Origin of the sequence: Amycolatopsis roodepoortensis, from assembly GCF_014873915.1 — a bacterium.
In the GTDB taxonomy this organism is placed as follows: Bacteria; Actinomycetota; Actinomycetes; order Mycobacteriales; family Pseudonocardiaceae; genus Amycolatopsis; species Amycolatopsis roodepoortensis.
Genome location: NZ_JADBEJ010000005.1, coordinates 3,537,750 through 3,561,691, shown reverse-complemented (window position 1 = coordinate 3,561,691; position 23,942 = coordinate 3,537,750). Strand labels below are relative to the sequence as shown.

The following is a 23,942-nucleotide window of genomic DNA, read 5'->3' as shown; positions in this document are numbered from 1 at the left end:
ACTCATGAGTTGGTTCGAGCGGCGTACGTGGCAGAACCCCGGCTGGACGGTCGAAGACATCGTCGCTGCGAAGGGTGACCGGACGGTTTCGGTCGTGCTACCGGCGCTCGACGAAGAGGACACCGTCGCCGAGGTCGTCGGCACGGTCCGCCCGCTGCTGGGCACGGTCGTCGACGAGCTGATCGTCATGGACTCCGGGTCCACCGACGCCACCGCCGAGCTCGCCGCCCGCGCCGGCGCGCGCGTGGTGCACCGCGAGGATGTGCTCCCCGACCTGCCGCCGGTACCGGGCAAGGGCGAGGTGCTGTGGCGGTCGCTGGCCGCGACGACCGGTGACGTCGTCGTGTTCCTCGACTCCGACCTCGTCGATCCGGATCCGGCGTTCGTGCCGACCCTGCTCGGCCCCCTGCTCTGCGAGAACGGCGTCCACCTGGTCAAGGGGTTCTACCGGCGGCCGCTGCGGCTGGAGAGCAGCGGCGGCGGCCGGGTGACCGAGTTGCTGGCGCGACCGGTCCTCTCGGCGCTGCGCCCGTCACTCTCGGGGCTGATCCAGCCCCTGGGAGGCGAGTACGCCGCGACGCGCGAGTTCCTGGAGTCAGTGCCCTTCGCGGCCGGGTACGGCGTCGAGATCGGACTCATTCTCGACGCCGAAGCGCGCTACGGCCTCGAAGGGCTCGCCCAGGTCAACCTCGGCGTACGCAAGCATCGCAACCGCTCGCTGCTTCAGCTGGGGGTGATGGCGCGCCAGATCCTCGGGACGGCGCTCGCGCGCTGCGGTATCAAGTCCGACGACCCGGCCCAGCTCACCCAGTTCGCGCAGGTGGGTGACGAATGGCTGCCGGAGGTCGCCGAGGTGTCGGTGAGCGATCGGCCGCCGATGCGGGAAGTGCGCGGTCTAGAGGCGTAGCACCTCGTCGAACCCGGCCACCTGCGACTCGCGATGCGTCACGAGGACGACGGTGCCGCGCGCGGCGGCGAGCACATCGGCCAGGACGGCGTCGCCGTGCTCCGAATCTAGCCCCTCGACGGGTTCGTCCAGCACGAGGATCGGCGGAGCCGAGAGCACTGCTCTCGCCAGGATGAGCCGCTGGCGCTGCCCACCGGACAGCGTGTCGCCGTCGGAGCCGACTTCGCGATCCAGCGGCAGGTCGAAACCGGCCGTCTCGCAGGCGGCGAGCAGCTCCGCATCCGAAGAGCCGGGCTTCGCGAGCAGCAGGTTCTCGCGGACCGTCGTGTGGAAGACGTGCGCGTCCGCGAGCGCGCCCGAGATCACCGACGGCAGCAGCGTCGGATCGTAGGTCTCCAGCGGTTTCCCGTTCAGCAGCGCGCGCCCGGACGTCGGCGCCACGGAACCCAGCAGCACATTCAGCAACGTCGTCTTCCCTGCCCCGCTCGGCCCCACGATCCCGACGCGTTTGCCCGGCGGAAGGTCGAGGTCGACGCCGTCCAGCGCCGGAACCCTGCCCTCGAACCGGACGCCGACCCCTTCGAGCCGCAGGTGCCCCGGCTCGGGCGCCACTGTGCCGCGCTCGGGCGGCGGTTCCGTCAGCAGCGCACGCACGCGCTCGGCCGACGCGCGGACCTCGACCCAGCGCTGGGCGGCCGCGGTCAGGGGGAGGACCAGTTCGAACACGGCCAGTGCGCCCAGCGCCAGTGCCGCGGTCAGCGGCGGTGAAACCCCGGCGGTCAGGGCGATCGCTACGCAGGTCAGCAGCTGGACGAGGATGCCGGCCGCGGTCAGCAGGCTGGTGCGGTTCGCCGTCGCCCGATCCCGCGAAGCGAGTGCGTCGACAGCGGTGTGCGCGGCGTCCACAGTGGACTCGTGGACGCCGTAGGCGATCAGCTCGCGGCGCCCGGTGATCAGCTCGACCGACCGTTCGGCGAGGTCGGCGCGGGCCGGAGCGCTCGCTTCCGCCGCCGCGCCGGTGATCCGCACGCACAGCCACGGCAGGCCGATCCCGGCGACGGCGAGTCCGAGCGCCAGCACGAGCCCGGCGGCCGGGCTGGCGATCAGCGCGACCGTCGTCGACACCGCGCCAACGAAGGCCGCGACACCGGCGGGCAGCAGGCAGCGCAGGATCGCGTCCTGCACCGCGTCCACATCGGACACCAGTCGCGTGACGAGATCGCCGCCGGAATGCCGGGAGGTCCGATGCGGCAGCAGTGACGTGTACACGCGGGTCCGCAAGGCACCGAGATACCGCAGGACGACTTCGTGCCCGGCGAGCCGCTCCGCGTAACGCAGGCCGCCACGCAGCAACGCCAGCGTCCGGACGGCGACGATCGCCACCGTGAGCGACGCCAGCGGCGGCTGTTCGGCCGCCTTCAGCAGCAGCCACGCGGCGGTGGCCATCAACGCCAGCCCGGCGATCTCCGCCCCGGCCCCGATCAGCCCGGCCCGGATCAGCCGTATGGCGTCCTTTGTGGACACACCCCAGACGTTCACACCAGTTCCCGTTCTCTCAGTGTTCGTCGGTGAACCCGCGTCCGCGATCGACGTCGGCAGGACGCTGGCCGGTCATTCACCTCGCCGATGCGGAGGTGGCGTCCTGCCACCGCGATAGCGCGGCCTTCGGCCGTGGCGGGTTCACGCGTTCGGTCACCGCCCGAGGTGCGTCTTCAGCTCCGCCTACTGCTCTTACGGCGCCCTCGTGGACTTCGAGGACGCGGGTCGCCAGCGCGGCCATCGCGGGCCGGTGGGCGACGAGCACCGCGGTCCGGCCGGTGAGCAGTTCGCGGGTCGCGCCGAGCACGGCCGCCTCGGTCCCCGCGTCGAGCCTGGCGGTCGGCTCGTCGAGCAGCGCCAGGCCCGCCTCGGTGCGGGCCAGCGCCCTGGCGAGGCCGAGCCGTTGCCGCTGACCGGCCGAAAGCGGCGCGCCCAGTTCGCCGATCCGGGTCCGGTAGCCGTCGGGCAACCCGCGCACGACCTCGTCGAACGCCGCCGCGCGCGCCGCGGCCTGGACGTCCGGCACCTGGCCCATGGCGATGTTCTCCTCGACGGTCCCGGTGAACAACGTCGGCCGTTGCGGCACCCACGCCGTCCCCGCCCGCCACAAAGCCGGATCCAGATCGCGCAGATCGACGCCGTCGACCAGGACCCGGCCGGACGTCGGCGTCACGAAGCCCAGCAGAACCGCCAAAAGCGTGCTCTTCCCGGAACCACTGGGGCCGACGAGCGCGATGTGCTCGCCCGCCTCGATCGTCATGTCCACTTCGGACAGTACGTTCTGGTCGCCGTACGCGACACTCACCTTCTCCAGCACGATCCGCGGCGCGCCGCGGCGGGCCACCCGCGAACCCTGGACGACGTCCTCCGAGCGCACGGCCAGCGCCTCGCGCAGCGTGGCGAGCCCTTCCGCGCTGGCGTGGAACTTCGCCCCGGCCGCCCGCAGCGGCAGGTACGCCTCGGGAGCGAGCAGCAGCACCAGCACCGCCGTGTGCACGACCATGCCGCCTTCCAGCAGCCGGAAGCCGATCGGCACCGCGACCAACGCCACCGAAAGCGTCGCCACCAGTTCCAGTACCAGCGCGGACAGGAACGCGACCCGCAGCGTGCGCATCGTCGCGTCGGTGTGTGCGTCCGCCATCGCCCGCACGGTCTTCGCCTGCGCCTCCGCGCGGCCGAACACCTTGAGCGTGCCGAGCCCGCGCACGACGTCGAGGAAATGCCCGCCCAGCTTGGAAAGCAGCGACCACTGCTTGGCGGTCTTCGCCTTCGTGTGCTGCCCGACCAGGATCGCGAACACCGGGATCAGCGGCAGCGTCGCGAGGATGATCAGCGCCGACGACAGATCCGCGGCGAACAGCCGGACCAGCACCGCGACCGGCACGATCGCCGAGAGCACCACCGTCGGCAGATACCCGGTCAGATAGGCGTCGCTCGCGTCGATCCCCTTGGTCACCAGGGTCGCGATCGTGCCGGGATTCTCCGCCTCCGCGCCGAGCAGCCGTTTGCGCAGCCCGGCCTTGACCGTCGCCGCGAACCGGCCACCGAGCGAACCCTGGACACCCGCGAGCAACGCCCGCACCGCGATGGCGGCCACGAGAGCCCAGGTCACACCGCCGCCGGTGAGCAGCGTCGCGAGGCCGTCGGCCTGGACGAGGATCGCCGCCGCGGTCAGCGTTCCGAGGACGGCCAGCACGCCGAAATGACGGCGCAGGCCGGGAAGGGGAGGCATTCCAAGCTCCTAGAAGTGCAGCAGCGAACGCTGGTCGACGCGGGTGTCGTGCCTGCGCCACGTCACCCATTGCACGGCGGCGATCGCCACCAGCGCCGGCGGCAGGACGAACGTGAGCAGGCCGAGCATCTCGGTACTGGTGGCCGCTTCCGTCAGGCTCAGCGAAAAGCCTCCGTCCACAGAGGACACCAGCGCTTCGGGCAGGCGGGCGGTCCCGACGGCCAGCACCGGTGCCGCCGACAGCGTCATGGTGGCGACGAGTGCCGTCTTGTGCCGCGCGGAGCGCAAGGCCGTCCAGGCGACGCCCAGCGCGCCGAACGCCAGCACGATCGCGGGCAGCACGGACCACGACGCGGTCGTCTCGACGGCACCCCAGACGACCGCCACGACCAGGAACGCGAGCGCCGGCGCGAGCAGGGCCTTGGCGATCCGGTTCGCGCGGGCGGTGAACTCCGCCGGTGCCCGGACGGCGAGGAAAGCCGCTCCCTGCAAGCCGAACAGTGCGACGAACCCCGCGCCCCAGAGCAGCGCGTACGGGCTGAACACCGCGAGGACGTCGCCGGTCGGTTTCCCGGCCGCGTCGAGCGGGAGCCCGAGGACGAGGTTGCCGAGGAACACGCCCCAGGACACCGCCGTCACCCACGCGCCGACGGTGATCGCCAGCGTCCAGGCACCGCGGCGCGCGTCCGGCCGCCTGCTGCGCAGCTGCACCGCCGCGGTGAAGGTGACCAGCCCGAGCAACAGGGTCACCACCGGGAGGTAGGCCCCGGCGAACACTTTCCCTTCCAGATGCGGGAAAGCGCCGAACAGGACGCCGACCGCGGCCACCAGCCACACCTCGTTGGCCAGGAAGAACGGGCCGAACGCGCCGAGCACGCGCCGTCGTCCGGCCTCGTCACGGCCCAGCCTGCCGAGCAGCATGCCGACGCCGTAGTCGTAGCCCGCCAGCGCGAAATAGCCCGCGGTCAGGAAACCGAGCACACACCACCAGAGGATCACCATCGGTCAGACTCCGCTCAGGACGGGAAGTTCGGCACGCGGCGCGGCCGCCTCTTCGACGGGCTCCGGGCCGCGTTTCGCGACCCGCGACATCAGCACCCAGTCGGCGATCGCGAGCACCAGGAACAACAGCGTGAAAGCGATGAAGGAGAACAGGATCTGCCCCGCCGGGATCGCCGCGACGGCGTCGGCGGTGGTCAGCTGCCCGCGGATCAGCCACGGCTGACGGCCGATCTCCCGCACCAGCCAGCCGAGGATCGCCGCGACGAACGGCAACGGGATGGCCAGCACCATCACGTACAGCAGCGGCCGCACCTTGGTGATCCAGTTCCGGAACAGCAGCAGCGTGCCGAGGATCGAAGCGAGGAAGGCGATGAACCCGATCTGGATCATGAAGCCCAGTGAGACACCGACGATGGGATCCGCTCCTTCCAGCTTGCCGGGGTGGTATTCCCCGAGCGGGCCGAACTGGGCGAAGCCGAAGCCGATCACCAGCGTGCTGCCGACGAGCGAGGTGAGCACGCCGATCCGCATCGACCGCTGGAAGAACTCGATCTCCTTGGTGCGCTTGATGAAGTGGTACGCGCTGACGCCGACCACGAAGAAGCCGCCGGTCATCAGCGCCGCGCTCAGCACGTGCGGCAGCGAGCTCGTCAGTGCCGGGTTGGTGAACAGCGCGCCGAAGTCGTCGAGTTTCAGCACGCCGTTCTCGGCGTGCGTGCCGACCGGGTTCTGCAGGAACGAGTTGGCCACCATGATGAACAGCGCCGAGGCGTACGCGGTCAGCGTGACCAGCCAGATCAGCGCCAGGTGGACCCATTTGTTCAGCCGCCCCCAGCCGAAGATCCAGAGCCCCAGGAAGGTCGATTCGGCGAAGAAGGCCACCAGCGTCTCGATGGCCAGCGGCGCGCCGAAGACGTCGCCCGCGACCGCGGACAGGCCGGTCCAGGTGAGCCCGAACTGGAATTCCATCACGATCCCGGTGACGATTCCCAGCGCGTAATTGATCACGTAAAGCTTGCCCCAGAAGCGAGTCATCCGCGTGAGTTCCGGCTTGGCGCCGAACGCGGAGCGTGTCTGCATCACCGCGACGAGTGTCACGAGCCCCAGTGTGAGCAGCACGAACAGGAAGTGGAACGAGGTCGTCGTCGCGAACTGGAGTCTCGCGATCGGGAGTGCGTCCATGTCGAAGCACTGTATACGTAGGCTGGCTACATGTAGCCACTAAATCTATGAAATCGGGGTGATCTCGGGGACATTCCCTGAGGCCGGTCCGGGAAAGTCCCGGCTACCCTGGTACGCGGCGATGTGTAGACTGTCTATCTATGAAGGCCGACAGCCTGCGCGGGCACCTCGACGCGCTGCTCCTCGCCGTCCTCGACGGCCGGAAGCTGCACGGGTACGCCATCATCGAGGCGCTCCAGCTCCGCAGTGACGGCGCGCTCGACTTGCCGACGGGCACCGTCTACCCGGCGCTTCGCCGCTTGGAGCGCGCCGGATTCCTCGCCAGCGAATGGGACGTCGTGTCCGGCCGCAAACGTCGTACGTACAAGCTCACGCGCTCAGGGCAGAAGGCGCTGGCCGCGGAACGGGCGGAGTGGCAGGAGTTCACCACCGTGATCGGTGGTGTCCTCGGGGGGAGCACGGCATGAGCACGATCGAGGCCTACCTCGGCGACTTGGACAGCCGGCTGAACGGGTCGGCGAGGGCGAAGACCGATCTGCTCACCGAGGCCAGGGACGGTCTGGTCGACGCGGCCGAGGCGTATCGCGAAGGCGGTGCCGGCGAGGTGGAAGCCGAACGCCGTGCCGTCGCCGACTTCGGCCCGGCCGCTGTGATCGCCCGCGAGTACCAGGCCGAGCTGGCGTTGCGCGGCGATATCGGCACGTTGTGGAAGGTCATCGTCGGCGTGCCGCTGATCCAGGTGACCTGGGAGCTGGCGCGGATCTGGACCTATGGCGACTGGAGCCGTTCGGGGAAACCGAACCCGGAGTGGTTCACGGCCGTCATCGAGATCTTCGGCGTCCTGGTCCTCGTTCCGGCCGTGATCGGAGCGGTGTCGCTTTTCGGGGCCCGGCGGCTGGGGCGCAGGCTCGACAGCGTGAGCCTGGGGAAGGTGACGCGGTGGACGGTGGGTGCCGCGGCGGGCACGAACCTGCTGGCGCTGCTGCTGCTCACCGTGAGCACCACGGTCCTCGATCCGTCGAGGATGAACGTGAGCCTCGTGTGCAACCTGGTGGCGCTCGGCTGGGTCGCCTTCAGTTTCTGGCTGCTCGCACCGGCTTTCCGGCCCCGGCCCGCGCTCGCCGCATGAACGCGATCGAGGCCTACGTCGGCGAACTCGAACGACGGCTGCGCGGGCCGTCGGCGGCGAAAGCCGATCTGCTCACCGAAGCGAGGGACGGTCTGGTCGACGCGGCCGACGCCTACCGCGCGGGCGGTGTGGACGAGGCGGAAGCCGAACGCCGTGCCGTCGCCGACTTCGGCCCCGCAGACCTGATCGCCCGCGACTACCAGGCGGAACTGGGGCTGCGGCGCGACATCCGTGTCCTATGGGAGCTGATCGCCGGTGTCCCGCTGCTGATCCTCGGCTGGGATCTGGCGCGGAGCTTCGCCGACTGGTCTGCGCTCGGCGCCGCGCCGTCCTGGTACCACCGCGCGATCGGCACGGCCGACACGCTGGCGGCGGCGTCCCCGGCCGTCGCGATCGCCGGGCTGATCGCGGCAAGGCTGCTCTCGCGGCGGGCGGCCGGTCCGCCGGTCGCGCGCGCGGTCTCGTGGGTGCTGGCCGCGGCCGTGGGGTTGAACCTCGTCGCCGTCGCGACCTACGGCGGCGCGACCGGGCTGCTGGAGCCGGCCCGCATGCTCGTCAGCGTGCCGTGCGCGGTCATGTCCGGAACCTGGATCCTGTTCAGCATGCGGCTCACGGTCGCCGCGCGGAGTTGGAGAACCACGGCATGACGGTGATCGAGGCCTATCTCGGGGAGTTGCGCGCGCGGCTGGACGGCCCGGCGTCGGCGAAGCGGGATCTGCTGCGTGAAGCGCGGGACGGGCTCGACGACGCCGCGGACGCGTACCGCGACGGCGGCTGGAGCGAACAAGAGGCGCAGCGGCGTGCCGTCGCCGATTTCGGGCCGGTGCACCTGATCGCCCGGGACTATCAGGCCGAACTGGGGATGCACAGCGGCACCCGCACGCTGTGGAAACTGATCCTCGGTGTGCCGATGATGCAGCTCGCCTGGGAGTTCGCCCGCAAATGGACCTTCGGCGAGTGGTCGCAGCTCGCGCCGACGCCGGGTTGGTACAAGTACATCGCCCAGTTCACCCACGGTTCGGTCTTCATCGTGCCGGTGCTGGGCGTGATCGCCCTCGTCTCCATGCGCTGGCTTTCCCGGCGGCTGGACGGCGCCCGGCTGGTCAAGACCGCCGGCGTGCTGATCGGCGAGGCCGTCGGCCTGAACCTGCTTTCGGTGGCGCTGCTGGTGATCGCCACCGGCGTCATCGACGCGTCGAGGCTGTTCCTGTCGGTGCCGTGCGGGATCCTCATGGTGCTCTGGGTCGTGGTCAGCGTGCGACTCGCCTTGCTGGCGCGACGATCGTGGCGTTCGTGTGCCACGATCGTCGCGTGACGACCGCCCTGATCTATCTCGTAGTCATGCTGCTGGTGGCCGCCGTGGTGTTCTTACTGGCCGCCGTGGTGTTCGGCCGGGGTGAGGAGCTCGCCCCGCTGCCGCCGGGCAGCTCGCCGACCAGGCTGCCCGCGGAGGACATCACCGCCGAGGACGTCCACGCAGTCCGCTACCAGATGGTGCTGCGCGGCTACAAGATGTCCGAAGTGGACTGGGTCATGCGGCGGCTCGGCGTCGAGATCGAGGAGCTGCGCGCCAAGGTGGCCGAGCTGGAGGCCGAGCGCGAGGGCGCCAGGTGACCGATGTCGTCGTCTCCGTCGACGTCGCGGTACCGGCCGGGACGGCGTGGCTCGCCCTGACCGATTGGGAACGCCAGAGCGAATGGATGCTCGGCACCGAGGTCAAGGTCGTCGAGGGCAACGGGCGCAGCGTGGGCTCGAAACTGTCGGCGTTCACCGGCGTCGCCGGGATCGGGTTCACCGACACCATGGAGATCACCGGCTGGGAACCGCCGCTGCGCTGCGTCGTGCGGCATACCGGCAAGATCGTGCAGGGCACCGGGGTGTTCCAGGTGATCGAGAAGGGGCCGCACGCGTCGACGTTCGTCTGGGCGGAGCATCTGCGGCCGCCGTTCGGCGTCGTCGGGCGGCTCGGCTGGCCGGTCGCGAAACCGGGCTTCGAACTGGGACTGCGGCTGTGCCTGCAGAGATTCGTGAAGTACGCGGAGGGGTACCGGGTTGGCTGAGGCGGGTCTGCTGGGCGCGGACGGGATCAAGCGGTGTTCGTGGGGCAACTCGGCCCCGGACTACGCCGAGTACCACGACACCGAATGGGGTTTCCCGCTCCACGGCGACGAGGAACTGTACGAACGCCTGTGCCTGGAGTCGTTCCAGTCCGGGCTTTCGTGGATCACGATCCTGCGGAAACGGGAGTCGTTCCGGAAGGCGTTCGAGAAGTTCAAGCCCAAGAAGGTCGCGGCCTTCACCGACGACGACGTCGAGCGGCTGATGCAGGACGCGTCGATCGTGCGGAACCGGGCGAAGATCCTGGCGGCGATCACCAACGCGCGGGCGATCGAGGAACTCGACGGTTCGCTGGACGACCTGCTGTGGTCGTTCGCGCCTTCGTCGCACACCCGGCCGCGGCGGATGGCAGACGTCCCGGCGATCACCGACGAGTCGAAGGCGATGGCGAAGGAACTCAAGAAGCGCGGTTTCGTGTTCCTCGGGCCGACGACCTGTTACGCGCTGATGCAGGCGACAGGGATGGTCGACGACCACGTGAAGGACTGCTTCCGGGCCGGCTCGTGAGTGGCTAGGACGGTTAGAACCGTCCTAGCCACTCACGAGGTCACTTGCCCTGGAAGTTCGGCTTGCGCTTGCCCACGAAGGCCTCGACGGCCTCGGTGTGGTCGGCGGTCGCGCCGAGCGCGGTCTGGGCCTCGTCCTCGGCCGCCAGCGCGGTTTCGAGGGACGACTCGGCGGCGACCGACAGGACGTTCTTGATCTTCGCGTACGCGACCGTCGGGCCGGCAGCGAGCTTCGCGGCGACCTTCTGCGCGCGGGCGGCCAGTTCCTCGTCCGGCACGACCTCGCTGACCAGGCCCAGCGTGAGGGCTTCGGCGGCGTCGACCGTGCGCGCCAGCAGCATCAGTTCGGCCGCGCGGCCGAGACCGATCAGCCGCTGCAGCGTCCACGACGCGCCCGAGTCCGGCCCGAGGCCGACGTTCGCGAACGCCATCAGGAAGTTCGCCGACGTCGCGGCGATCCGGAGGTCGCTCGCGTACGCGAAGGCCGCGCCCGCGCCGGCCGCCGGGCCGTTCACCGCCGCGATGACCGGCTTCGGCATCCCGACGATCGTCTTGACGATCGGGTTGTAGTGCTCCTTGACCGTGTGTAGCGGCGCCGGGTCACCCGCCTGCAGCAGCCCGACGTGCTCCTTCAGGTCCTGCCCGGCGCAGAACGCCTTGCCCGAACCGGTCAGCACGACCGCGCGGACACTGTCGTCGGCCGCGGCCTCGGTCAGGCCCGCCAGCAGCAGTTCCTTGAGTTCGACGGTCAGCGAGTTGTACGCCTGCGGCCGGTTCAGCGTGAAGGTGCGCACGCCATCGGCGTCGGCGGTCAGCAGAACGTCGGATGTGGTCACGGGATCTCCTAGTCGGCGAAACTGCGGTCTGAGAGGAGTCTTTCAGCCTCGCGAGCCGCATACCAGCACCGATACGGCGGCAAAAGATCGGTCCGCGTTCGCGCTCGGCCGCTGATGAGGGACAATGGACAGTAGACCCGGCTGGCTTTGACGAGCGCGACCCGGGCGCGCCGGTTGAGACGGAGGGAGCACGCTATGGCGGCCATGAAGCCCCGGACCGGAGATGGTCCCCTCGAAGTGACTAAGGAGGGGCGGGGCCTCGTGATGCGCGTACCACTCGAAGGTGGTGGGCGTCTCGTCGTCGAACTCTCCGCGGAAGAAGCGAAGGATCTCGGCGCGGCCTTGCAGGAGGTCACCGGCTGAGCCGGACCGCACCAACGTTCAACCACCCGCACCCCGGTCTCCCTTCGGAGGCCGGGGTCGCGGTTCATCTGCGCCCGGAGGTCGCTCACTGTGCGTAACCCGCTACCCCCCGTTCCGGGGAAGCTGCTCGAACTCGAAGTCTCGGACGACCTCAGGCGCGGTACGCCGCTGGCCAAGCTGATCGCCGCGCCGTCCGAAGAGGACGGTGACGCCGGGCTCGCGGAGATCGGCGGCGTGCGGCCCACCGGCAAGGCCGGTGACGTGCAGACCGTCCCGACGGGCGCCGTCCGCTGGCTGGCGGGGGTCGGCGACGGCGAGCCGAAGCAGTACCGCAAGGCCGGTGCCGCACTGGTCCGCGCCGTTTCGTCGGCGCTGGAAGAAGACGTCAAGGCGGGGCAGAAGGCGTTCCGCTCCTTCGCCGTCGAACTGCCCGAAGACGCGGGCGCCGAGCACATCGAGGAACTCGCGTTCGGGCTGCTGCTCGGCGGTTACCGGTTCACGGTGACGGCCGAGGAGCCGAAGCCGACCTTGCGGACCGTGCGCTTGATCACACGGCACGAGGGCGACCTGGAGCGGGTCCGCGAACTCGCCGCGGCCGCCGCGTTCGCGCGCGATCTGGCGAACACGCCGTCGAACGTCAAGACCCCCGCCTGGCTCGCCGATACGGCGGCCAGGGTCGCCGGGGGCATCCCGAACCTGACCGTGACGGCGCGGGACGAGAAGTGGCTGGCCGAACAGGGCTTCGGCGGCGTGCTCGCCGTCGGCGGCGGGTCGGCCGCGCCGCCGCGGCTGATCGAGCTGGAATACCGGCCGCGCGGGGCGACGACGCACCTGCTGCTGGTGGGCAAAGGCATCACCTTCGACACCGGCGGTCTTTCGATCAAACCGGCCGACGGCATGCACCTCATGCGCACCGACATGGCGGGCGGCGCGGCGATCATCGCCGCGGTCCGCGCGATCGCGGCGCTGCGCCTGCCGGTGAAGGTGACCGGGCTGGTGCCCGCCGCCGAAAACCACGTGTCCGGTTCGTCGTACCGGCCTGGCGACATCGTCCGGCACTACGGCGGCAAGACCACCGAGGTGGGCAACACCGACGCCGAGGGCCGCATGGTCCTGGCCGACGCGCTCGTCTACGGCATCAAGAAGCACAAGCCGGACGCGGTGATCGACGCGGCGACCCTGACCGGGGCCATGAAGGTCTCGCTCGGCGTCCGCACCGGCGGCGTCTTCGCCACCGAGGACGCGCTCGCGGAGCGGGTCACGAAGGCGGGCGAGCGGGTCGGCGAGGCATGGTGGCGGATGCCGCTGCTGGAGGACCTGGCCGAAACCGTGCGGGGTTCGCTCGGTGACGTCCGGCAGGCGCCGGGTGGCCCCGGTGGCATCGTCGCGGCGCTGTTCCTTCGGGAGTTCGTCGGCGACGTGCCGTGGGCGCATCTCGACATCGCCGGCCCCGCGCGGGCCGACAAGACCTACGCCGACGTCGTGCCGGGGGCCACCGGATTCGCGGCGCGGACGCTGGTCGAACTGGTCGCCTCCTACGCCTGACCTGCGGTTACCTGCGGGGCGGGAGCAAGGGACCTTTGCTACCGCTCCGCAGGTCGACCTTGGGCATGGGCTGGGTCGGCGCGTCCCCGGCGTGGGCGGTGAGCCGCCGGGCGATTCTGGTCGCGGGGCCGGTCAGGTACCGGAACACGAGCCACGCCGTGAGGGAGCCGAGGACGAGCCCGGCGAGCACGTCGTGCGGATAGTGCGCGCCGACGAAGACTCGTGAGAAGCCCATCAGCAGGGCGCCCGGGAGCACCCACGGCGCGAGCCGTCGCCAAGCGAGCGCCAGGCCGACGGCGGCCGCCGCGCCGATCGTGGAGTGGTTGCTCGGGAAGGACCAGTCGCCGATCGGCGGGCAGTCGACGAGCGTGACGAGGTTCCGGCACGGCCGATCCTCCTGGATCACGCTCTTCAGGCCCTCGCTGATCAGGTACGCGATCGCGGTCGCGGCAGGCGGCAGCAACGCCACGGCGATCCGGACCGGCGAAGTGCGCGCCCGCCACAACATCCAGGCGAACAGCGCCGCGTAGACGAGCAGCCCTGCTTCCGTGAACAGGATCCCCGTCGCCTGAAGCCAGCTCGGGCTCTCACCCGCCAACTCCACGATGTCGTCGTACATTCACCCGAAGTTAGCGAAAACGACGTGCCCGCGTGGTGGACGAACGGCAGGGATCGACCCTGACGAACGTCACCAGGACTGCGCGCGGACCCGCTCACGGAACCGCAGGACGGCGGGCGGCAGGACCACGTCGCGTCGCCACGCCAGGCCGATGGTCCGCCCGACCGGCGGCACCAGTGGGACTTCGACGACTCCCGCCGGGCTGCCCGGCTCGAAACGGGGGAGCAGCGCGACGCCGAGCCCGGCCGCGACCAGACCGCGGACGGTGTCGGACTCCTGGCCCTCGAACGCGATCTTCGGTTCGAAGCCGGCCTTTGCGCACAGCTCGTCGGTGATGGTGCGGAGGCCGTAGCCGGTTTCGAGGAGCACGAACTCCTCGTCCTTGAGGTCTTCGATGGCGGCGCTGGGCCGGTCCGCGAGGCGGTGCGACGTCGGCACGGACAGGAAGATCTCCTGCTCAGTGAGGACGGCTGCGTCGAGCAGCGGGTCGTCGACGGGGGCGGGCGCGAGCAGCGCGAGGTCGAGCTCGCCGCTGGTCAGCCGGTCGACCATGTCCTGACGTGACCCCTGGACCAGGGTGAACCGGACGCCCGGATGGTCGGCGCGATAGCCGCGGAGCAACGTGGGGACCAGCGACCTGCCGAGCAGGTGCAGGAAGCCGAGGACGATGTGCCCGGATTCGGGGTCGACCTCTTCGCGGGCCTGGCGGACTCCGGCGTCGACGGCGGCGAGCGCGCGTTCGGCGGCATCGGCCAGCAGTTCGGCGGCCCGGGTGAGCCGGATGCCGCGACCGTCGGGGACCGTGAGCGGGGCGCCGAGGGCGTCGCCGAGCGCCGAGATCCGGCGGCTTACCGTGGGCTGCGGGACGCCGAGCAGTTCGGCCGCGCGTGTGACGTTCGTCGTGCGGCGGAGTGCGGTGAGCAGGGCGAGCTGCGGGGCTAGCTGGGCGGTCATCCTTTCATTCAGCACGGTATCGATTGTGGCAGATGAGCGTATTAGACGTATCGTTTAGCCAGGCTTAGCTTCAGGTCCGTGCCTGCCATCGGAACCACCCGCCGCGTGACGATCGCCGTCGCCGCGGCCGGGATCTCCTCGTTCGCGCTGCTCTACGCGCCGCAGCCGGTGCTGCCGCAGCTGGCCGAGCAGTATCACCTCGATCCCGGTGGCGCTTCGCTCGCGGTGAGTGTGGCGACCGGTGCGCTGGCGATCGCCGTGCTACCCATCGCGGCGCTGTCGGAGGTCGTGGGACGGCGTCCGGTGATCATCGCTTCGGTGGTCGCGTCGGTCGTGTTCGGTTTCCTGCTGCCGCTGGCGCCCAGCTATCCGGCGCTGCTCGTGCTCCGGGCGCTGCAGGGAGTCGCGATCGCGGGGTTCCCCGGAGTGGCCGCCGCCTATCTCGCGGAACGGCTCGGCAAGGCCGGGCTCGCGGCGGCGGTGGGCGCGATGATCGCCGGGAACACCATCGGCGGCATGATCGGACGGCTCGCGGCCGGGTTCACCGCCGGGCCGTTCGGCTACCACGGCGCGCTGCTCGTGGTCGCGGGGATCGGGCTGGTCTGCACGGTGGTCACGGTGCTGGCCCTGCCACCGGGGGAGCAAGGGACCTTTGCTACCACTTTCGCGGATCGCCGCAGGTCAGAGCGGCTGCGCGAGCAGGGCCGGGCGGTGCTCGCCGGGCTCGGTGCGGCCGTCCGGAAGCCGGTCCTGCTGGCCCAGTACGCGGTCGCGCTGCTGGCGATGGGCTCGTTCGTCGCGCTCTACAACGCCGCCGGATTCCGCCTGACCGGCGAGCCACTGAACCTCTCGCCTGCGATCGCGTCGCTCGTCTTCCTCGCGTACGCGATGGGGTCGGTCTCGTCGGCGACGGCGGGCAAGCTCGTCGGCCGGTTCGGGCGTCGCCGGGCACTCGTCGGCGCGCTGCTGCTCACGATCGCGGGCGCCGCGCTGACGCTGTCCGACTCGCTGCCCATGGTCGTCGCCGGGTTCGTGGTGCTGACCGGCGCGTTCTTCGCCGCGCACGCCGTCGCCAACGGCTGGGCCGCCGCGGAGGCGCCCGAGAACGCCCGAGGCCAGGTGGGCGGGCTCTACACGCTTTCGTACTACCTCGGCAGCAGCGTCGGCGGCGCCGTCGGCGCGACCGTCTACGGGCACGCGGGCTGGACGTGGCTGATCGTGCTCACCGCCGTCTGGCTCGCCGTCGCCGCGGTGGCCGTGCTCGCGGTGGTCCCGAAGTCCGTGAAGGCCTCCTTGCCTCCCCTGAAGGTCAGGGCCCACGCAAAGGCGAGGTAGTGCGGCTCTCGGTCGCTGTCGAGCAAATCGCGAGCCGGTCTGGTGTCCCCAATGGCGCATTCGAGACACTGAGCGTCTCGAATGCGCCATTGGGGACACCAGACCCTCGAAGCAGGGCGCGGAACGCGTCTGAAAAGTGGTAGCAAAGGTCCCTTGCTACGCGATCGCGGCGACCAGCAGCCCGCCGCCCACCGGCAACAGCGCCGGGACCAGCCGCTCGTCCTCGCGGAACGCCCGCGCGACCTCCCGCAGCGCGAGGGTGTCCGGATCACGCCGTGAGGGATCGGTCACCCTGGTCCCCGAGACGTTGTGGAACGCCAGTATCCCGCCGGGACGCAGCAGCGAGACGGCCTTCTCGTAGCAGCTCGGGTACTCGACCGGCGCCGAATCGACGAACACCAGGTCGTAGCCGCCGGGGGTGAGCCGGGGGAGGACGTCGAGCGCGCGCCCCATGATCAGCCGGGTCCGCCCGGGCGCGTAGCCGGCCTCGCGGAACGCCGCCCGCGCCGCCCGGTGGTACTCCGGCTCGATGTCGATCGAGGTGAGGATCCCGTCGTCGACCATGCCGCCGAGCAGGCACAACCCGCTCACCCCGGCCCCGGTCCCGACCTCGACCACGGCCTTCGCCCGCAGCGTCGTGGCGAGAAATCGCAGAGTCGCGCCCGCGCCCGCGCTCAGCGGGCCGCATCCCAGATCGGCCGACCGCGCCCGCGCGGCGGCCAGTACCTCGTCGTCGGGGACGTAGCCGTCGACGAGGTCGGCGTCGGCGGCCTCGGCAGGCGAGCCCGCATGCGTCCCGGAATTCACACGCGGAGGTTAGCGCTGCCTATCGTCAAAAGAGCGAAGACTCCCTGGTACCGACTTCTCAGCCTCCTCTCAGTCCAGTCTCACTAGAAACATAAGCAGGCCGGACAGACTGGTCCTCGACAACGGGAACACCGTGCTCATCGCCCGCGTTGGGTGGAGTAGTTGGGAGAAGACGCTGATGGAGGTGCCTACTTCCCCGATGCAGGAAACGATGCAGGACCAGCACGCGGACCAGGTCACGCCGGTGACGGTGGACGAGGCCGCATGGACGCCGCCCTCGTGGGACGAGGTCGTGCGTGAACACGCCGACCGCGTGTACCGGCTGGCGTACCGCCTGACCGGTAACGCCCACGACGCCGAGGACCTGACGCAGGAGACCTTCATCCGGGTCTTCCGCTCGCTCGCCTCCTACAAGCCCGGCACGTTCGAAGGCTGGCTGCACCGCATCACCACGAACCTCTTCCTCGACATGGCCCGCCGCCGCTCGCGTGTGCGGATGGAAGGCCTCCCCGAGGACACCGACCGCATCGTCGGTGACGACCCGAGCCCCGAGCAGGTCTACTCGGACACGCACCTCGACCCGGACCTGCAGGCCGCGCTCGACGAGTTGCCGCCCGAGTTCCGTGCCGCGGTCGTGCTGTGCGACGTCGAAGGCCTCTCGTACGAGGAGATCGGCGCCACCCTCGGTGTCAAGCTCGGCACCGTGCGCAGCCGGATCCACCGCGGCCGCCAGGCGCTTCGCGCTTCTTTGGAGCGTCGTCGCGCCGCGGCGCAGGAGTCTGCGAAGGTGGGGGTATGACCGCACCGCGAGGTTGGGGACTCCCCGAGTCGCATCTGCTTCCGGACGCCATCGTCGCCTTCGTGGACGGCGAGCTGTCCCTCGGCGCCCAGGACAGGGCTTCGGCGCATATCGCCCGTTGCCAGTCCTGCGCCGCCGAAGTGACCGCCCAGCGCCAGGCCGTCGCGGCCGTGAAGCAGGCGGGAGCCCCGTCGATGTCGGCGGGTTTCCTGGCCAGCCTTTGCTCCATCCCGCAGAACACCGAACTTCCCGGCACACCGGACAACCTGGCGATGACCGCCGACGGTCAGCTGGTGGCCATCCAGCGGCCCGACCGGGTCGCCGGCCTTCGCGACACCGGGGTTCTGGGCGGGACCGCGCCGTTGGGATCAACGGCGCCGCTGGGCCAGTCGCCGAACGTGCTCGGCGGCGGGCGGTTCGGCCTCGCCCGGCGGAAGTACGCGCAGGGCGCCGGAGTCGTCGTTTCGGGTCTGGTGCTGAGCGCGCTCGCCCTCGTCGCGACCTCGGGTGACGGCACCGAAGAACAGCCGAACACCGGCTTGACCCCGCCGCAAGGCGTCAACGCCGGGCTGCTGCCCGCGCAGCTGGGCGGCGCCCAGCCGGAGCCGCCGCGCAGCACCACGCCGAGCCCGAGCACGTCCAGCGTGCCCATGCCGGTGTCCGCTCGCTGATCTGTTTCGTCAGGGTTTGACGAAACAGATCGTCGCGCTCTTGAACTTCGAAGTCCCATAGCTGGCGTACGAGATGACTTCCTTCGTGCCTTCGGCGCACGGACTGGTCACCACGCTCATCTGCGGGAAGACCTCGCTGATCTTCAGCCGCGCCGACCCGCAGTCCTTGAGCGGTGGCGGTGTCTTGGTCTCGATATCGTCGAAACACAGCCCGACCTTGGCGTTGATCGCCAGGCACAGGGCGACGCCGTCCCCGCGCGCCCCCCTCGGGACGGCGTACTTGTAGAAACCGTCCTTGCAGTCCCACGTGCCCTTGTCGACCCCGGTGAGGCTCACCGCGTAGGGCGCTTGCGGCGAATCGCATGGTGTCTTGACGGCGTCGGCCTCCTTGCCGGAGCCGGTCAGCGCCACGCAATCGCCTTCGGTGAGCGCTTTGGCCTGCTTCTCCGGTCCGACGGCCGCCTTCATCACGAAGATGAAGCCGATCCCGCCGCCGACCACGACGAGCGCGGCGACGAGCAGCAGCACTTTCACCTTGGTGGACAGCCCCTTCTTCTTGGGCGGCTGCTGCGGCCAGCCCTGGTGCTGCGGCCACTGCTGCTGCGGCCATTGCTGGTGAGGGGCGTTCTGGGGCGGGAAACCGGCCCCCGGGTACTCGGACATGACCGTTAGACGGCCAGTGATGAGACATGGTTGCCTAAAGTGTCACATTTCTCGCCGGGTTCGGGGAATCAACGCGCACTTCACCGTGGTCACGGCAGAATCCCGGGTGAGGCTTGGCGTACTCTCGCGTCCGGCCAACCTGATCTCAGCCCCGGGGAATGATGACCGAGCAGCCGAACGCGAATCCGCAGCAGCCTGGGGATCGGCTGGCGCCGCGCCCGCTGGCCCGGCCCGCCGTCGATCCGGCGCAGGCGGCCACGTTCGGCAGGCCGCGCGGCGTCGACGGAGCCTTCGACAAGCTGTACCAGCCCGGCACCAACGGGCAGACCGCGCCGGGCCTGAACCTCGCGCCTCCGACGCCGGAATCGCTCGCCGAGGCCTTCCGCCGCCCGCCGGGCGCCGAAGGTGTCGTGCTGGAGCGGCCGCACGGGACCAACGGCTCCGAACCGTCCGCGAACGGCGCAGAAGGCCCGCTCTGGACCACGACCTCGGATCCCTGGCGCGACCCGTCGTCCGGCGCGGTGCTCGCCGGGCCCGCCGTGCATCAGGACTCGGACGAGGAGAAGGACGCGAAGCGCCCGCAAGGCGCGCTGCTGAGCCTGCCGGAGGTCCTTTTCGGCCGGCGTGTGCAGACGAAGGCGCTGGCGATGCTTGCCGCGGTCGCGCTCGTCATCGGCGCCGCCGGTGGGCTGATCGGCTGGTGGTTCGCCGACACCGGTACCGAACTGACCGGACAGGCCAGCATCTCCGAAGCCGACGCGGCCAAGGAACGTCCGGCGGGCTCGATCGCGGACATCGCCCACCGGGTGGCGCCCACCGTGGTCTCGCTCGAAGTGTTCAAACCCGGCGCCGAAGCCGGTCAGCAGGGCTCCGGCGTCGTCATCGACACCCAGGGCTACGTGCTCACGAACGAACACGTGATCTCCGCCGCGACGGCCGACGCGGCCACCAAGGTCACCGCCGTGTTCTTCGACGGCAAGCGTGTCGAGGCGAAGATCGTCGGTGCCGACCCCAAGACCGACCTCGCCGTGGTCAAGGTCGACGTCAAGAACCTGACCGCGCTGCAGGTCGGGAAGTCGTCCGACCTCGCCGTCGGCGACTCCGTGATCGCCGTCGGTTCGCCGCTGGCGCTGCAGAACTCGGTCACCGCGGGCATCGTGAGCGCGCTCAACCGCCCGGTGACCGCCGGTGGCGACGGCGGCAGCGCGCCGGTGATCTACGAGGCCATCCAGACCGACGCCGCGATCAACCACGGCAACTCGGGCGGCGCGCTCGTCGACGCGACCGGCGCGCTGGTCGGGATCAACTCCGCGATCCGCTCGTCCAGCGCCGAAGGCGGCAGCATCGGCATCGGGTTCGCCATCCCCAGTGACTACGCGGTGAAGATCGCGAAAACACTGATCAAGGACGGCAAGGTCGTCCACCCCGACATCGGCATCAACGCTTCGTCGACCGTCGCGGGCTCCAGCACCATGGGCGCACAGGTCCGCAACGTCGCCCCCGGCGGCCCCGCGGCCGCCGCCGGGATCAAAGAAGGGGACGTCATCACGGAGGTCGGCGGACGGCTCGTGCGCGACTCGGCGGAACTGCTCGTCGCGGTCCGCGCCCGCGAAGTCGGCGAAGTGGTCCCTGTCCGCCTTGTCCGTGATGGGTCTTCTCTTGTCGTTGACGTGAAACTGGCCTCGGACTAGCGGGTTCGGCCGGGTACCCTGAACGGGGAAGACGCCGAGGCGGAGGTTCACACGGGTGTTCGAGAGTGTCGGCTGGGGAGAGATCCTCATCATCGTCGTCGCGGGTCTTTTCATCCTCGGTCCGGAACGGCTGCCCGAAGCGGCGTCCTGGGTGGCGAAGAGCGTCCGCAAGGTCCGCGACTTCGCGACCGGCGCCAAGACGCAGCTGCGCGAGGAGATGGGCCCGGAGTTCGATCAGTTGCGCAAGCCGCTGGAGGACCTGAGGGGCCTGCGGAACTTCGACCCGAAGCGGGTCGTCACCCAGCACCTGTTCGACGGTGACTCGGATCCGCTGGGGATCAACAACATCAACGGCACCAATGGCGCCAACGGGTCCAACGGCGCCGCCAAGCCCAACGGCTACCCGGCGACCGCTTCGCAGCCGGAGCCGCTGAAGCCGGGCGAGCGCCCGCCGGTCGACCCGGACGCCACCTGACCCCTAATGCATTTAGTCCTCTGGATGCGGTCCTTGCGTGTGCAAGTACCGCATCCAGAGGACTAAATGCGTAAGGTCAGCGGCCCGCGGGGGTGACGTTCAGCATCATCCCGGCCAGCCCGCGTGCCCGGACGGTCAGCTTCTTCGCCGCCTCCTTGAGCACGAGCGACGCCGGCGCGTCCGGCTCGGCCAGCACGATCGGCGTCCCGGCGTCGCCGTTGGAGACCACCCGCGGGTCCATCGGGACCTGCCCGAGCAGCGGCACGGTCGACCCGACCGACTTCGACAGCGAGTCGGCCACGGACTGCCCGCCACCGGAGCCGAAGATCTCCATCTTCTGCCCGTCGGGCGTCTCCAGCCACGACATGTTCTCGATGACCCCGGCCACGCGCTGCCGCGTCTGGAGCGCGATCGCGCCCGCGCGCTCGGCCACCTCGGCGGCCGCCTGCTGCGGGGTCGTGACGACCAGGATCTCCGCGTTCGGGATGAGCTGCGCCACCGAGATCGCGATGTCGCCGGTGCCCGGCGGCAGGTCCAGCAGCAGGATGTCGAGGTCGCCCCAGAACACGTCGGCGAGGAACTGCTGCAGCGCGCGGTGCAGCATCGGCCCGCGCCACACGACGGGCTGGTTGCCCGGGGTGAACATGCCGATCGAGATGACCTTCACGCCGTGCGCCTGCGGCGGCATGATCATGGTGTCGACCTTGGTCGGCTTCTCCCGCGCGCCGAGCATCCGCGGCACCGAGTGCCCGTAGATGTCCGCGTCGACCACGCCGACGGAAAGCCCGCGTTCGGCCATCGCGGCCGCGAGGTTCACCGTCACCGAGGACTTGCCGACGCCGCCCTTGCCGGACGCGACGCAGTAGACCCGCGTCAGCGAACCCGGCTGCGCGAACGGGATCACCGGCTCCGCGGCGTCACCGCGCAGCGATTTCCGCAGCTCCGTGCGTTGCTCGTCGCTCATCACGTCGAGCTCGACCCGGACGTCGCTGACGCCGGGGAGCTTCTTGACGGCTTCGGTGGTGTCGTTGGTCAGGGTCGCCTTCAGCGGGCAGCCGGCGACCGTCAGGTAGATCCCGACGGTGACCACACCGTCCGAGCCGACCTCCACGTCCTTGACCATGCCGAGTTCGGTGATCGGTTTCTTGATCTCCGGGTCGTACACGGCCTTCAGCGCGGTGCGGACATCGTCGACGCTGGGGAGTTGCTGCGTACTGGTCACAGGTCCATGTTACGTACCGGTAGGCGTGCGGTCGGGTTTGGCCTTGCGCGGCTTGGCGTCGAGATCCTCACGGAGCCGGTCGAGCTCGCCCCGCAGGAAGTCCCGCGTGGCCACCTCGCCGAGCGCGATCCGCAGCGACGCCAGCTCCCGCGCGAGGTATTCGGTGTCGGCCTTGGTCTGCGCGGCGCGGTTCCGGTCCTCTTCCAGCGAGACGCGGTCGCGATCGTCCTGCCGGTTCTGCGCCAGCAGGATCAGCGGCGCGGCGTACGCGGCCTGCGTCGAAAATGCCAGGTTCAGCAGGATGAACGGGTACGGGTCCCATCGCAGCGAGACCGCGACCAGGTTCAGCACGATCCAGACGATGACGATCAGCGTCTGCCAGAACAGGTACTTGCCGGTGCCGAGGAACCGCGCGATCCGTTCGGTGAACCGGCCGAACGAATCGGGGTCGATGTTCAGCCTGAACCGGCTCTGGCCGCGGGGCTGGTCCAGCCGCCGCCCGGGCAAAAGTTCAGGCACGTTCGGTCTCCTCGGTGATCTCGCCGGTGATGTCGTGCAGCCCGGTCTCGCGCCAGTCCTCCGGGAGCAGGTGGTCGAGGACGTCGTCGACGGTGACCGCGCCGAGCAGGTGGTCTTCGGCGTCCACCACCGGCCCGCAGGTGAGGTTGTAGGCGGCGAAGTACCGCGTGACCTCGGACAACGAGGCGTTCGGCTTCAGCGCGGGCAGCTGGGAGTCGATGGCGCTCGCCACCATCTCCGCGGGTGGTTCGCGCAGCAGCCGCTGGAAGTGGACGACGCCGACGAACCGCCCGGTCGGTGTCTCGGTCGGCGGTCGGCAGACGAACACCATGCTCGCCAGCGCCACCGGGAGGTCCGCGTTGCGGATATGCGCGAGCGCCTCGGCGACCGTGGCGTCCGGCGTCAGTACCACCGGCTCGGGGGTCATCAACCCGCCCGCGGTGTCGGAGGAGTACTCCAGCAACCGCTTCACTGGTGCCGACTCCTCGGGTTCCATCAGCTCCAGGAACCGGTTCTGCTCGGCGGGGGCCAGTTCGGCCAGCAGGTCGGCGGCGTCGTCGGGATCCATTGCCTCGAGGATGTCGGCGGCGCGTTCCTCGGCGAGGTAGGACAGCAGTTCCTTCTGGTCGTCTTCGGGAAGCTCCTCGATGACGTCGGCGAGGTGTTCGTCGTCCATCGCGTCGGCGACCTCGTGCCGTCGTTTGAGCGGCAGGTCGCGGACCGTGGCGGCGACGTCGGCCGCGCGCATGGTGTCGAACAGCATCAGCAGCTGCGCCGCGCCCTGGGTCTGGCCGGTCAGGTCGGTGAGCCCGAGTCCGGACACTTCCGCCCACGGCAGCACCTGCATCGCCGAACGCCGTCTGCCGAGGCCGAGCCTGCTCGACCGTTCCCGGATCGCGAGCTTCGCGAGCACCCAGTCCCGCGTGCGTGTCGGCTCCATGCCGGCGTCGACGACGGTGACCCGTGTGTCCGAGCCGGCGAGGGTGGCGTGCGCGTCGAACAGCTGCCCGACCACCAGCACCTCGTTGGGCCGCTGATGGAACCGCCGCATGTTCACCGACCCGGTGGCGAGCGTGATCGCGCTGGGTTCGATCGAGGTCACGCGCAACATCGGCACGAAGACCCGCCGCCTCGTCGTCAGCTCGACCACGATGCCCAGGATCCGCGGCGGTTGCTGGTCCAGGCGCAGGCCCGCCACCAGGTCCCGCACCTTGCCGATCGATTCACCATCGGGGCCGAAAACCGGCAAACCGGCCAGCTGAGCTGCGAATACCCTGTTCACGGCTGCCATGCCCGAAGGTTATCCGCTCCCGCGGCCGGAGACGATT

Annotated in this window: 27 protein-coding genes; 15 read left to right on the top strand and 12 right to left on the bottom strand. The window is 70.1% G+C overall.

Annotated elements, in window-relative coordinates; all coding sequences use genetic code 11:
* Nucleotides 1-4 precede the first annotated feature (4 nt).
* Complete coding sequence (locus H4W30_RS35955; protein WP_192746605.1) at nt 5-907, top strand: glucosyl-3-phosphoglycerate synthase; 903 nt, start codon at nt 5-7, stop codon at nt 905-907.
* On the opposite strand, the gene cydC is transcribed toward H4W30_RS35955, so the two are convergent.
* From cydC to H4W30_RS35935, 4 genes are all read right to left on the bottom strand, one after another.
* Entirely contained in the window at nt 896-2,446 is a 1,551-nt protein-coding gene (gene cydC / locus H4W30_RS35950) for a thiol reductant ABC exporter subunit CydC (RefSeq protein WP_192746604.1), read from the bottom strand. The two genes, H4W30_RS35955 and cydC, sit on opposite strands and share 12 nt — an antisense overlap.
* A 76-nt stretch (nt 2,447-2,522) precedes the next feature.
* Nucleotides 2,523-4,178, bottom strand: a complete 1,656-nt coding sequence (gene cydD, locus H4W30_RS35945; RefSeq protein WP_225949973.1) for a thiol reductant ABC exporter subunit CydD — start codon at nt 4,176-4,178, stop codon at nt 2,523-2,525.
* 9 nt (nt 4,179-4,187) lie between these two features.
* The gene (locus H4W30_RS35940; protein WP_192746603.1) at nt 4,188-5,180 is read right to left on the bottom strand and encodes a cytochrome d ubiquinol oxidase subunit II; all 993 of its coding nucleotides are present in this window, start codon (nt 5,178-5,180) and stop codon (nt 4,188-4,190) included.
* A 3-nt stretch (nt 5,181-5,183) separates the two neighbouring features.
* Nucleotides 5,184-6,362, bottom strand: a complete 1,179-nt coding sequence (locus tag H4W30_RS35935; RefSeq protein ID WP_192746602.1) for a cytochrome ubiquinol oxidase subunit I — start codon at nt 6,360-6,362, stop codon at nt 5,184-5,186.
* A gap of 140 nt (nt 6,363-6,502) precedes the next feature.
* Here H4W30_RS35935 and H4W30_RS35930 point away from each other — a divergent pair, with 140 nt between their 5' ends.
* From H4W30_RS35930 to H4W30_RS35900, 7 genes are read left to right on the top strand one after another with little or no spacing between them, the layout of a single operon-like run.
* Nucleotides 6,503-6,829: a helix-turn-helix transcriptional regulator gene (locus H4W30_RS35930; protein ID WP_005155407.1), complete on the top strand. Its 327-nt coding sequence runs from the start codon at nt 6,503-6,505 to the stop codon at nt 6,827-6,829.
* Nucleotides 6,826-7,491 (top strand): permease prefix domain 1-containing protein, encoded by a 666-nt coding sequence (locus H4W30_RS35925; protein WP_192746601.1) that lies wholly within the window; start codon nt 6,826-6,828, stop codon nt 7,489-7,491. The genes H4W30_RS35930 and H4W30_RS35925 overlap by 4 nt, the downstream gene beginning before the upstream one ends.
* Complete coding sequence (locus H4W30_RS35920) at nt 7,488-8,138, top strand: permease prefix domain 1-containing protein (RefSeq protein ID WP_192746600.1); 651 nt, start codon at nt 7,488-7,490, stop codon at nt 8,136-8,138. The genes H4W30_RS35925 and H4W30_RS35920 overlap by 4 nt, the downstream gene beginning before the upstream one ends.
* Complete coding sequence (locus H4W30_RS35915) at nt 8,135-8,806, top strand: permease prefix domain 1-containing protein (protein WP_192746599.1); 672 nt, start codon at nt 8,135-8,137, stop codon at nt 8,804-8,806. The genes H4W30_RS35920 and H4W30_RS35915 overlap by 4 nt, the downstream gene beginning before the upstream one ends.
* Nucleotides 8,803-9,105 (top strand): DivIVA domain-containing protein, encoded by a 303-nt coding sequence (locus H4W30_RS35910; RefSeq protein WP_039917099.1) that lies wholly within the window; start codon nt 8,803-8,805, stop codon nt 9,103-9,105. The genes H4W30_RS35915 and H4W30_RS35910 overlap by 4 nt, the downstream gene beginning before the upstream one ends.
* Nucleotides 9,102-9,551 (top strand): SRPBCC family protein, encoded by a 450-nt coding sequence (locus H4W30_RS35905; protein ID WP_192746598.1) that lies wholly within the window; start codon nt 9,102-9,104, stop codon nt 9,549-9,551. The genes H4W30_RS35910 and H4W30_RS35905 overlap by 4 nt, the downstream gene beginning before the upstream one ends.
* On the top strand, nt 9,544-10,116 hold the full coding sequence (locus H4W30_RS35900) for a DNA-3-methyladenine glycosylase I (RefSeq protein ID WP_192746597.1): 573 nt from the start codon (nt 9,544-9,546) through the stop codon (nt 10,114-10,116). Before H4W30_RS35905 ends, H4W30_RS35900 begins: the two co-directional genes overlap by 8 nt.
* Before the next feature lie 40 nt (nt 10,117-10,156).
* Here H4W30_RS35900 and H4W30_RS35895 read toward each other — a convergent pair whose 3' ends face one another.
* Nucleotides 10,157-10,951 carry an enoyl-CoA hydratase/isomerase family protein gene (locus tag H4W30_RS35895; protein WP_034324062.1) on the bottom strand — a complete coding sequence of 265 codons (795 nt, stop codon included), beginning with the start codon at nt 10,949-10,951 and terminating at the stop codon, nt 10,157-10,159.
* 195 nt (nt 10,952-11,146) lie between these two features.
* Between H4W30_RS35895 and H4W30_RS35890 the strand changes: the two genes are divergently transcribed.
* Nucleotides 11,147-11,314 (top strand): DUF3117 domain-containing protein, encoded by a 168-nt coding sequence (locus tag H4W30_RS35890; protein ID WP_005155393.1) that lies wholly within the window; start codon nt 11,147-11,149, stop codon nt 11,312-11,314.
* 90 nt (nt 11,315-11,404) lie between these two features.
* Entirely contained in the window at nt 11,405-12,859 is a 1,455-nt protein-coding gene (locus H4W30_RS35885) for a leucyl aminopeptidase family protein (protein WP_192746596.1), read from the top strand.
* 7 nt (nt 12,860-12,866) lie between these two features.
* On the opposite strand, the gene H4W30_RS35880 is transcribed toward H4W30_RS35885, so the two are convergent.
* Nucleotides 12,867-13,478, bottom strand: a complete 612-nt coding sequence (locus H4W30_RS35880) for a phosphatase PAP2 family protein (RefSeq protein WP_192746595.1) — start codon at nt 13,476-13,478, stop codon at nt 12,867-12,869.
* Nucleotides 13,479-13,547: 69 nt separating this feature from the next.
* A complete protein-coding gene (locus tag H4W30_RS35875) occupies nt 13,548-14,432 on the bottom strand; it encodes a LysR family transcriptional regulator (RefSeq protein WP_192746930.1) in 885 nt (294 codons plus the stop codon).
* 87 nt (nt 14,433-14,519) lie between these two features.
* On the opposite strand from H4W30_RS35875, the gene H4W30_RS35870 reads away from it, so the two are divergent.
* The gene (locus tag H4W30_RS35870) at nt 14,520-15,767 is read left to right on the top strand and encodes an MFS transporter (RefSeq protein WP_318780740.1); all 1,248 of its coding nucleotides are present in this window, start codon (nt 14,520-14,522) and stop codon (nt 15,765-15,767) included.
* Between the two features lie 156 nt (nt 15,768-15,923).
* On the opposite strand, the gene H4W30_RS35865 is transcribed toward H4W30_RS35870, so the two are convergent.
* The gene (locus H4W30_RS35865; RefSeq protein WP_192746594.1) at nt 15,924-16,574 is read right to left on the bottom strand and encodes an O-methyltransferase; all 651 of its coding nucleotides are present in this window, start codon (nt 16,572-16,574) and stop codon (nt 15,924-15,926) included.
* Nucleotides 16,575-16,752: 178 nt separating this feature from the next.
* Between H4W30_RS35865 and sigE the strand changes: the two genes are divergently transcribed.
* Nucleotides 16,753-17,373 (top strand): RNA polymerase sigma factor SigE, encoded by a 621-nt coding sequence (sigE, locus tag H4W30_RS35860; RefSeq protein WP_034313360.1) that lies wholly within the window; start codon nt 16,753-16,755, stop codon nt 17,371-17,373.
* A complete protein-coding gene (locus H4W30_RS35855) occupies nt 17,370-18,044 on the top strand; it encodes an anti-sigma factor family protein (RefSeq protein WP_126736361.1) in 675 nt (224 codons plus the stop codon). The genes sigE and H4W30_RS35855 overlap by 4 nt, the downstream gene beginning before the upstream one ends.
* Before the next feature lie 9 nt (nt 18,045-18,053).
* On the opposite strand, the gene H4W30_RS35850 is transcribed toward H4W30_RS35855, so the two are convergent.
* On the bottom strand, nt 18,054-18,707 hold the full coding sequence (locus H4W30_RS35850) for an LppU/SCO3897 family protein (protein WP_192746593.1): 654 nt from the start codon (nt 18,705-18,707) through the stop codon (nt 18,054-18,056).
* Nucleotides 18,708-18,868: 161 nt separating this feature from the next.
* Here H4W30_RS35850 and H4W30_RS35845 point away from each other — a divergent pair, with 161 nt between their 5' ends.
* On the top strand, nt 18,869-20,398 hold the full coding sequence (locus H4W30_RS35845; RefSeq protein WP_192746592.1) for a S1C family serine protease: 1,530 nt from the start codon (nt 18,869-18,871) through the stop codon (nt 20,396-20,398).
* 55 nt (nt 20,399-20,453) lie between these two features.
* Complete coding sequence (gene tatB / locus H4W30_RS35840; protein ID WP_192746591.1) at nt 20,454-20,873, top strand: Sec-independent protein translocase protein TatB; 420 nt, start codon at nt 20,454-20,456, stop codon at nt 20,871-20,873.
* A gap of 76 nt (nt 20,874-20,949) precedes the next feature.
* On the opposite strand, the gene H4W30_RS35835 is transcribed toward tatB, so the two are convergent.
* Genes H4W30_RS35835 through H4W30_RS35825 form a run of 3 tightly spaced genes read right to left on the bottom strand, consistent with a single transcriptional unit; the run spans nt 20,950 to nt 23,905 of the window.
* Complete coding sequence (locus H4W30_RS35835) at nt 20,950-22,095, bottom strand: Mrp/NBP35 family ATP-binding protein (protein WP_126736357.1); 1,146 nt, start codon at nt 22,093-22,095, stop codon at nt 20,950-20,952.
* A gap of 9 nt (nt 22,096-22,104) precedes the next feature.
* Nucleotides 22,105-22,614, bottom strand: coding sequence for a DUF1003 domain-containing protein (locus H4W30_RS35830; RefSeq protein WP_192746590.1), 510 nt, complete (start codon nt 22,612-22,614; stop codon nt 22,105-22,107).
* Nucleotides 22,607-23,905, bottom strand: a complete 1,299-nt coding sequence (locus H4W30_RS35825; RefSeq protein WP_126736355.1) for a magnesium transporter MgtE N-terminal domain-containing protein — start codon at nt 23,903-23,905, stop codon at nt 22,607-22,609. The genes H4W30_RS35830 and H4W30_RS35825 overlap by 8 nt, the downstream gene beginning before the upstream one ends.
* Nucleotides 23,906-23,942 lie beyond the last annotated feature (37 nt).